This is a genomic window from Rivularia sp. UHCC 0363 (genome assembly GCF_034931125.1).
In the GTDB taxonomy this organism is placed as follows: domain Bacteria; phylum Cyanobacteriota; class Cyanobacteriia; order Cyanobacteriales; family Nostocaceae; genus Rivularia.
Genome location: NZ_JAYGHM010000072.1, coordinates 1 through 8167, shown reverse-complemented (window position 1 = coordinate 8167; position 8167 = coordinate 1). Strand labels below are relative to the sequence as shown.

General features: G+C 38.1%; 6 protein-coding genes and 1 tRNA gene. 1 reads left to right on the top strand and 6 read right to left on the bottom strand.

What is annotated here, in order from left to right; all coding sequences use genetic code 11:
- Positions 1-60: 60 nt before the first annotated feature.
- From VB797_RS28790 to VB797_RS28765, 6 genes are all read right to left on the bottom strand, one after another.
- Complete coding sequence (locus tag VB797_RS28790) at positions 61-1875, bottom strand: ABC transporter ATP-binding protein (protein WP_323241192.1); 1815 nt, start codon at positions 1873-1875, stop codon at positions 61-63.
- Positions 1876-2071: 196 nt separating this feature from the next.
- Positions 2072-2947, bottom strand: coding sequence for a hypothetical protein (locus tag VB797_RS28785; RefSeq protein ID WP_323241191.1), 876 nt, complete (start codon positions 2945-2947; stop codon positions 2072-2074).
- Positions 2948-3168: 221 nt separating this feature from the next.
- On the bottom strand, positions 3169-3366 hold the full coding sequence (locus VB797_RS28780) for a lasso peptide (RefSeq protein ID WP_323241190.1): 198 nt from the start codon (positions 3364-3366) through the stop codon (positions 3169-3171).
- A gap of 267 nt (positions 3367-3633) precedes the next feature.
- Positions 3634-5655 carry a lasso peptide isopeptide bond-forming cyclase gene (locus VB797_RS28775; RefSeq protein ID WP_323241189.1) on the bottom strand — a complete coding sequence of 674 codons (2022 nt, stop codon included), beginning with the start codon at positions 5653-5655 and terminating at the stop codon, positions 3634-3636.
- Positions 5656-6018: 363 nt separating this feature from the next.
- A complete protein-coding gene (locus VB797_RS28770; protein WP_323241188.1) occupies positions 6019-6381 on the bottom strand; it encodes a PqqD family peptide modification chaperone in 363 nt (120 codons plus the stop codon).
- Positions 6382-6980: 599 nt separating this feature from the next.
- Positions 6981-7145, bottom strand: coding sequence for a hypothetical protein (locus tag VB797_RS28765; protein WP_323241187.1), 165 nt, complete (start codon positions 7143-7145; stop codon positions 6981-6983).
- 471 nt (positions 7146-7616) lie between these two features.
- Here VB797_RS28765 and VB797_RS28760 point away from each other — a divergent pair.
- Positions 7617-7688, top strand: a tRNA-Gln gene (locus VB797_RS28760).
- Positions 7689-8167: the final 479 nt, after the last annotated feature.

The window sequence follows — 8167 nt, the reverse complement described above, 5'->3', positions numbered from 1 at the left end:
AAAACCTTGTACTAAGGAGAGGGGTGCCGGAGGCGGGGTGAGGTTCTTAAAACCGCTACATTACATATATTGACTCGCTTGAATCTCAAACAAATGAGCATAGGTACCCCCCAATTTCATCAATTCCTTATGGGTACCACCTTCGACTATAGTTCCGTTATCCATGACGTATATCCGGTCGGCCATTTTCACGGTAGATAAGCGATGACTAATTAAAATAGCGGATTGATTTTTTATTAATTGACGGAATTTTTCAAATACTTCATATTCTGCTTTGGGGTCCATTGCGCTGGTGGGTTCATCCAAAACAATTAGCTGGGAATCTCGCAAAAATGCCCGCGCTAAAGCAACTTTCTGCCACTGACCGATACTTAATTCTTCGCCTTTGTCAAATAATTTACCTAAAATAGTGTCGTAACCTTTAGGTAATTTTGCGATTACATCATCCGCACCAGAACGACGCGCTGCTTCAATAATTTTGTCGCTCTCCGGTGGTAAATCTATATTGCCCAACCAAATATTTTCTTGCGCGGTAAAATGATACTTTGCATAGTCTTGAAAAATCACGCTGATTTGACGGCGTAATTCTTCTGTTCTAAATTGACTTAAATCTATCCCATCGATGGTAATTCTGCCAGATGTGGGGTCATACAGTCTGCATAAAAGTTTAATTAAAGTGGTTTTACCAGAACCATTTTCCCCGACTAAAGCTACTACTTCCCCCGGTTTTATCGTCATGTTAATATTTTTCAGTGCCTTACGGGTAGTTGTAGAGTACTGAAAACCGACATCTTTAAACTCAATCCCAGTTTTCATCGGATGAGGAATCGGTTTGGGGTTCGGAGGGTCGATTAACTTGGGTTGAATGTCCAGGAATTCGTAGAGATTGGCAAGAAACAAGTTATCTTCATAAAGCGCGGATAAACTGTTCAATAAGCCCTTAATATTGCCCTGTCCCCGCTGCAACGCTTGATAGTAGAGAACCAAATCCCCTAGTTGCAGCACACCATTAATGGTTTGATAAATAACGTAGGAATAAATAACAAAAATTAAAATACCGGCGATCGCCTCTACAGTAAAGTTAGCTAAAGAGCGTCCGGTCAAAATCGCCAGACTTTCTTTATATATCTGTCGGCGGATGCGAAGATACCACTGACTGAAGTGATGACCTAAATTAAATAGGCGAATTTCTTTAGCAAACTGGTCTACGGTCAGCATATAGCCGATATAGCCTGCTTGACGTTCCATTGGTGTAACTTTCCGCTGCCAACTATACATAATCCGGGAGTATTTCACCCGCACTAACATAGCCGGAAGCGATGCCACAAAAAGCACACCGGGTATTCCCCAGTGCAGTGACAGCAGCAAAGCAATCATTCCAGTCAAAGAAATCGCATTTTGACCAACATCTGCCAAACGATTTAAGATTTGCGGAGGTCGGTATGGTGCTTCTTGTTGCGCTCTTTGCAATACATCGTAGTACAGCGGATTTTCGTAGTACTCCAAATCGGCAGCGATTGATTTGGCTTGGATAATCCCCTGCATATAGTCGGTGACTCGCTGGGAATGAGCGCTAGTAACTAATTGTCCGAGGGAGTTAGCCAGGTTAGTAACTAAAGTGACTGCTGCTGCTAAGATAACGAAAAATATCACATTATTAAAAGCTGCGGTTTTATCGGCAGTGGTGAGACTCGCAGCTACCGTATCTAGAATTAATTTGCCCAGATAGATTGAGACTACCGGCAGAATACCTTGAACAACAAGGATGATTACGCGAGCGATCGTCCAACGGGGACTACTTTGCCAAACCAGTCGCAAAGCAGGCAATAAGCGCTGCGTACTTTTCAATTTTTCTTTTAATTTGCCTGCTTGCATAGTTGGAATGGTTTTTATTGATACAGAAAAATTTTATCTAAGTTTACTGAAAAATCTTCGGGAAAGCAGCTTTTAATTGATACATTTGACAACAGCTAAGTAAGTCGGCGTGAATAAATATAATCGTGTTTTGTCATTGCGACGAGGCACGAGGAAGCAATCCCAATCATTTCAGGTTTTTTGTGTGCCGACTTACTTATTGCAATGTCAAGCAAGCAAGGTCTTCTTCTATCAAATTAATTAATAATGGTAAATCAGCTAAGGAAGGTTTGCGAGTGAAGCGAGAAAAGCTGACATTCTTAATCAGTTCGCTACATAGACGAAAATGTTCTGCAAAAAAATCTTGTTCGGTGACTGATTTCATCGCACGAGTATGACGCATCAGTTCAACAAAAGTTTCTTGTGGCTGGAGTTTGCTAATTTTATGTTCGTTTCCTTTATCCAATACATAAATCTGCTGCAATGGAATCGGATTTTTTTGAAAACCTTTTTGCAGCTTATAAGCTACTTTAAATGAATTTTTAGATACAGGAAGTAAGTTTTGAGTATCCTGTCCTAAAGAAGTTGCAGCATCGGGACAAAGTTTGAATTGAGGATAACTAGGAAAAACTACTGCTTGATTTTTTTCAATTTTTATGGGCAATACATCGTCTGTTAAAACATCGTAGCCTTGAGTATGGAAAGCAGTTGCTAAGGTAGATTTTCCCCAACCTGAACCACCCATAAATGCTACACCTTTATGATTGATATTGATACAACTGGCATGAAGAACCAATAAACCTCTTTGTCGCAGCAATACGCATAATACGGGTCCTAAGATAACAGTGCGAAGTAAGGAATCGTCTAAACCTGTTACTGGCTCGATAATAATTTCTTTGCCATCACGAATTAAAAATTTGCCAATCTCAGGTAATTCTCCCACAACAATTTTATTGTTTTCTGGTGGTGTTGCAATTGGATGATTAACTTTTCCAAACCTAATGTTAACATCGGGTGTACCTTCAATTTCACTGAGTTCAGGAAAACTTAATTCTGATGTAATACATAATTCATAAATGTTATAGGATTTCATAGTAATGTAAATATATTAGAAAAAGATAAATAAATACAGTTTGTTAAGAAATTTTTCTCAACAAACTATATGTTTTTAAGTCAAAGAAAAAGTGTTATTTTCTCTGAATAGGTGTAGTGAGATTGGCACAAATATAAACCATAAATCTGGTATTATAATTGTGTCAGTCTAACTATTTGGGGTGTTCTACAGCCTTAATTCAATGATGAAAGCTTGTAAAATTAGATTCTAGGATCGCACTTAGCACCTGGAGGCTTTGACCCGATACATATGTCGAAAGAACCGAAATCGTCACCATCAGAAAGGACCTCACCATTTAAATATGCAAAATCTCCCCTTTTGCTGGTTCCATTTACTTGTGTAATCTCGGTAACGTTACCGAAAGAGGTTAGCTTGGGAGCGGTGTAAGTTCTTTTCATGATTGAATCTCCTGATTTTAGGTTTAATTGATGTAGTAGTTAATCGATGTTGTTCTTGTAGGTAGCACCCTGTCATTGGGCTTACGGTTTAACTTGGAATAAATACTGCAATATTTATTTCAACTTCTAACCTGCCAAGGCTATTGTAGTTACGGCGTTAATCGATGTTGTTCTTGTAGGTAGTACCCTGTCATTGGGCTTACGGTTTAACTTGGAGTAAATACTGCAATATTTATTTCAACTTATAACCTGTTTAGACTATTAGACTTACGGTGTTACTTTTTTGCTATCGAACCACAGAGCTAACATAACAGCCTGCCAAGCGGGTGTAATATCTTCGTCTCTAACTTCCTTGTCCGATCTCATTCGTTGATAAGCTGCTTGCAAAAAGTCTGAATCAATATACTTTTCCAGATGCTTAATTTGATTGGACATTACCTCGTCAAGTAGAGCGCGATCGCGATTTAAAAATCCGTCATCAAAGTTGGGTGATAAATCAGCTTTACCTCCGCGCCACTGCACTTTTTCTGGTAAGATTCCATCTAATGCACGACGCATTACCATTCGTCCAAATCCGTTAGATAATTTCTGTTCGGCAGGTAATGCTAAACAAAACTCAATTAAACGCTTATCCATAAACGGATGACGGACTTCTAAGCAAAAGTTTGCCGCACAATAATCGCTTCGTTCTAAGACATAAGACAAGACACCTTGAGTCAAAGATAGCCAATGTTGCTCTCTTGTTGTCAGAGGTTGGTCATTCGACACATCTAACCTTTGAATTCGCTCATCTAAACTAATATGTTTTGCAAAGCTACTTTTAACAAGAGGATTATGTGAAACAGAAGTATTTGTAAGTTTTTGATTTTTACGCTGCCAAAATTGCTGTATTTGCTTTAAACTCGGCTTAATTCCATGATTTAGGATTAAATTCTTCCGAGAAGTACCAAAATGTTTATGGATTAGCTGCACTCCTTGAAAAAATCCGAACCAACGGAAATTAGTTGCAAACTCTTTTAAATATGGCAATGCATAATTCTGAAATGCAGCATATGGTGATACATCAAAGTGTGGTGAAAATGCTTTAACTTCATTTATACAGGTTTTCCAGTCACCTTGACGCGCTAATTCTGTAATTCTCGATGTACCGTGACAAACTGTAGTGTCTCCATCCAAACCGTCTAAAACAATCCGCATTCCTAATTTATTTGCAGCGCGGTTTGATATCCAAGGATAAAAATGACTTGGGCCTAAAAAGCCTTCATCTTCATATTTAAAAACCTCTTCTAGACTAGATAATGGTCCAACCTCATCTCCGTGGATGTAATGAGGGATTAGTCCACCTTGTTCTAAAACCGCATTTATGAAGGGACGCTCGTCACACTGAATTATTTTATCAAAAATAGTAGAGATTGTATGTAATTTTGTTTGATTTATGTCTTTAGTAGTAAGTATATCTCTCGCTACACAGGTGACAGCAGAGGAGTCTAAACCACCACTCAACTGGGAAGCAATAGGAAAAGCACTCCGTAACCGACAACGTACAGCTTCCGTAAAGATTCTCCGAAATTCCTCAGCATAAGCAGCGTCTGAATCTAACTTAATCCCGCGATTTGGGTCGAGCGACCAGTAACACTTAGTTTGAATTTCTTGAAGATTCACCACCATACTATGGGCTGGGGGAAGTCGCAGAATATCCTGATAACTTGTGATGACTTTATCTTCGAGCATCAAGTTCAAGTAATCAGCAATTCTAACTTCATTCAACCGACGTGGAACCTCTTCCAAACACAACAAAGCTTTAATCTCACTACCAAAAGCAAACAGCTTACCCGGCTGATGATAGTAATAAAAAGGCTTTACCCCCATGTGGTCTCTAGCGCAAAATAATCTCTGCTTTCGCTTATCCCAAATCGCAAAAGCAAAATCACCTAACAAATGCTCCGCACATTCTTCATCCCATTTCTCGTAAGCTCTCAGTATTAACTCGCTATCTGTAACTTGCTCGCAGGAACGGTCATTTAACTGTAGTGCAGCAATCAACTCTTCGCGATTATCTATGCGACAATCTGAAGTAATGACTATATCGCCAGCACGATTAACTAAAGGCAGTTTTTCTATTAAAGACTCCGGAGTAGTCCACAACATCCGGTGTCCTAAACCTACAGAACCATCTATCCAGATGTCTGCACCATCAGGTCCCCGATGCGCTAATGTGTCAACCATTTGCGCTAATTGTTGTTCCACCGGACGACCGTCCAGGTAGCAAGCACCTATGATACCGCTCATAATCTGATTCCTTCGAGAAGTGGTAGAAATAAATCGTTAAAGGTTTGCAAGATAACTTATTACAAGCCTTTTCTAGCTGAGGAATAAATAATACCTACAAGTTCGGGATAACTTTGGGAAGATCGGCACAAGGACTTATCAACACAGAGATACTTTGTTTCTCAAGGTGTTTACTAAGTAGCGACATTCATTGCTGGGATAATACTGACAGAAATTTAGTTTAATATATGTGGTCGAAAGACAGTTTGAGTATATTTTTAATTGTTTTTAATAAAACTCGAAACGGTAGAATCCACGAAGCTAAACTGATAACTGAAAGTATGATACGGAAGTTAATAACAAACAATCGAAAAGTCAAAATAATTACGCAATCGTTTGATTCTTGACTTCAATTAATCCTACATCCTGTAAATCTTTAAGCAATGTAATCAAATCGTTACTACAAACTGGAGATTCAATTTCGTACTCTTGTAAAAGTCTTTGTTGAATATCTGTTACGACTTGCGGTTGCTCAATTAAGTTCCATACAAAAGCACCTACTTCATTCAAACCGTGGTAAATTCCGGTGTTCATATTCAAAATCACCGCTTCACCACCAAGGTCGGAAGAAATTTGATTTTTTACAGATACTACGATTGATTTTTCCGAAATTGTGGAATCTGTTGTTGAAGATATCATTGTGGGAAGTTTCCTTTCTAATAATCTACTAGTTTTGTCCTCGGTCATTGTTTAGACTCTGCAAATATAAGTGTTACTACTAGTATTTTCAAGTATATTATAAGACAAATGTCAAAAATATTCCCTGATGTTTTTTTTGCATTGATAACTACTATTAAATGCTTACAGTTATGATTCAGTTCTCTGGCTGATAACTGCTAGCTAATAAATAAAATTACGTTGAGAGATGCGCGTATTTGACTCAAATTATTTATCTTGAAACTGCAATCAAAGCGCTTCGCGTCGATCGCAAGTCATATAGCGGTAGATGTATACTGTCGTCAGCCCTGTATAGCTAAATCGATAACTAAATCTCATACTAGAAGATATACGTAAGTATTGCGAACTAAGTTCCAAATAATTTATCTAATTTACATATATGTAAAGCTAGTGTAAATGAAAATTTTGTTACATTCAACAAAATACTTGTAATACCAGCATTAGAAGGCAGCTTTGCCGAAAGTACTGTTATATTGTAATATAAGCAATCTAACTTTTAATAGGCAGTTTATTTCGTGTCCTAATGTTTAAGCTTTAATTAACCTGGTATACAGATATTCTTTGGCAGATAGGGGTACATGATTCGCTCCATTTAAAGATGCAATCAGTTAATCATTTGATACTTTTTTAATTAAAGCCATCCACATATCTGATGGGTTTGCATAATAATCAATTTGCTCTACTTGGTATCGACAAGATGCGGAACCGATTTGTAAAATAATATAATCGTCACATTTCACATCTTTACTTTGTGCGGTCATATAAGCTTTCATTGGGTCTTCTGCAATCTCAAGTACGTAGTCACTTCCACGAACGCATTCAGTAAAATCATGGGTGTTATGTTTTTTTTGCTTTAGTGTTTTTAATACTAGGTTCGTTAAATACAAAAAAAATACACTAGGGTTGATACTTGACCTGCTAAAAGACATAAGATAATTGAATAAAATAAATTTACAGTTTCTTAAATAAAATATGCTTGTCAATTTACTTCGACTCGATTTTTAGTCAAAGCAATCCCAATATAATAACAAGATTAATTCGTATTCAAGAAATAAAATGCATATTTTTTATGCTTGTAGCAGGAAGGCGATCGCAATCTAACCACTCGACGTTAATCGCAAGAAAGTTTTTCAGATTTTTGAGCAAATCCGATCACGCAATATATGGTATGTTTTTTGAAAATTCAATTTAAAACTACTTGACACTGCCATACCCTATTGCTATACTCACTAGAGTAAAGCTGATGGGGCGTCGCCAAGTGGTAAGGCAGCGGGTTTTGGTCTCGCCATTCCTAGGTTCGAATCCTAGCGCCCCAGTTTATTAAGTTTTGAATCAAATATTTTGTAAATGCTTGCCTTTCTAATGTTAGAAAGGTTTTGTTTACTAATAGCCTACTACTCGACTAACCAGGTTTGTGGTGAGGATTTTAATTTTCACATGGAAAGACTATAGCGCTTTTTGGTTGACTAGTAGTCTTTTTCATTAATTTTTGACAGGTTTGGGTAGTGCGTGTGCGTAAGCGCAGATTCACGTTAACGAAGTTTGCCCGAAGGGTAGTGTGCGCGAAGCGCAAGCGTCTCGCTCGCTGGTAGCTTTTAGGTCGCTGGTAGCTTTTATCGATGGTAGCTTTTATCGATGGTAGCTTTTAGGTCGCTGGTAGCTTTTAGGTCGCTGGTAGCTTTTATCGATGGTAGCTTTTAGGTCGCTGGTAGCTTTTAGGTCGTTGGTAGCTTTTAGGTCGTTGGTAGCTTTTATCGATGGTAGCTTTTAGGTCGCTGGTAGCTTTTAGGTCGTT

Coding starts and splice junctions, on each gene's coding strand:
- VB797_RS28790 (WP_323241192.1), bottom strand. CDS start 1,875: ATGCAAGCAGGCAAATTAAAAGAAAAATTGAAAAGTACGCAGCGCTTA.
- VB797_RS28785 (WP_323241191.1), bottom strand. CDS start 2,947: ATGAAATCCTATAACATTTATGAATTATGTATTACATCAGAATTAAGT.
- VB797_RS28780 (WP_323241190.1), bottom strand. CDS start 3,366: ATGAAAAGAACTTACACCGCTCCCAAGCTAACCTCTTTCGGTAACGTT.
- VB797_RS28775 (WP_323241189.1), bottom strand. CDS start 5,655: ATGAGCGGTATCATAGGTGCTTGCTACCTGGACGGTCGTCCGGTGGAA.
- VB797_RS28770 (WP_323241188.1), bottom strand. CDS start 6,381: ATGACCGAGGACAAAACTAGTAGATTATTAGAAAGGAAACTTCCCACA.
- VB797_RS28765 (WP_323241187.1), bottom strand. CDS start 7,145: ATGAAAGCTTATATGACCGCACAAAGTAAAGATGTGAAATGTGACGAT.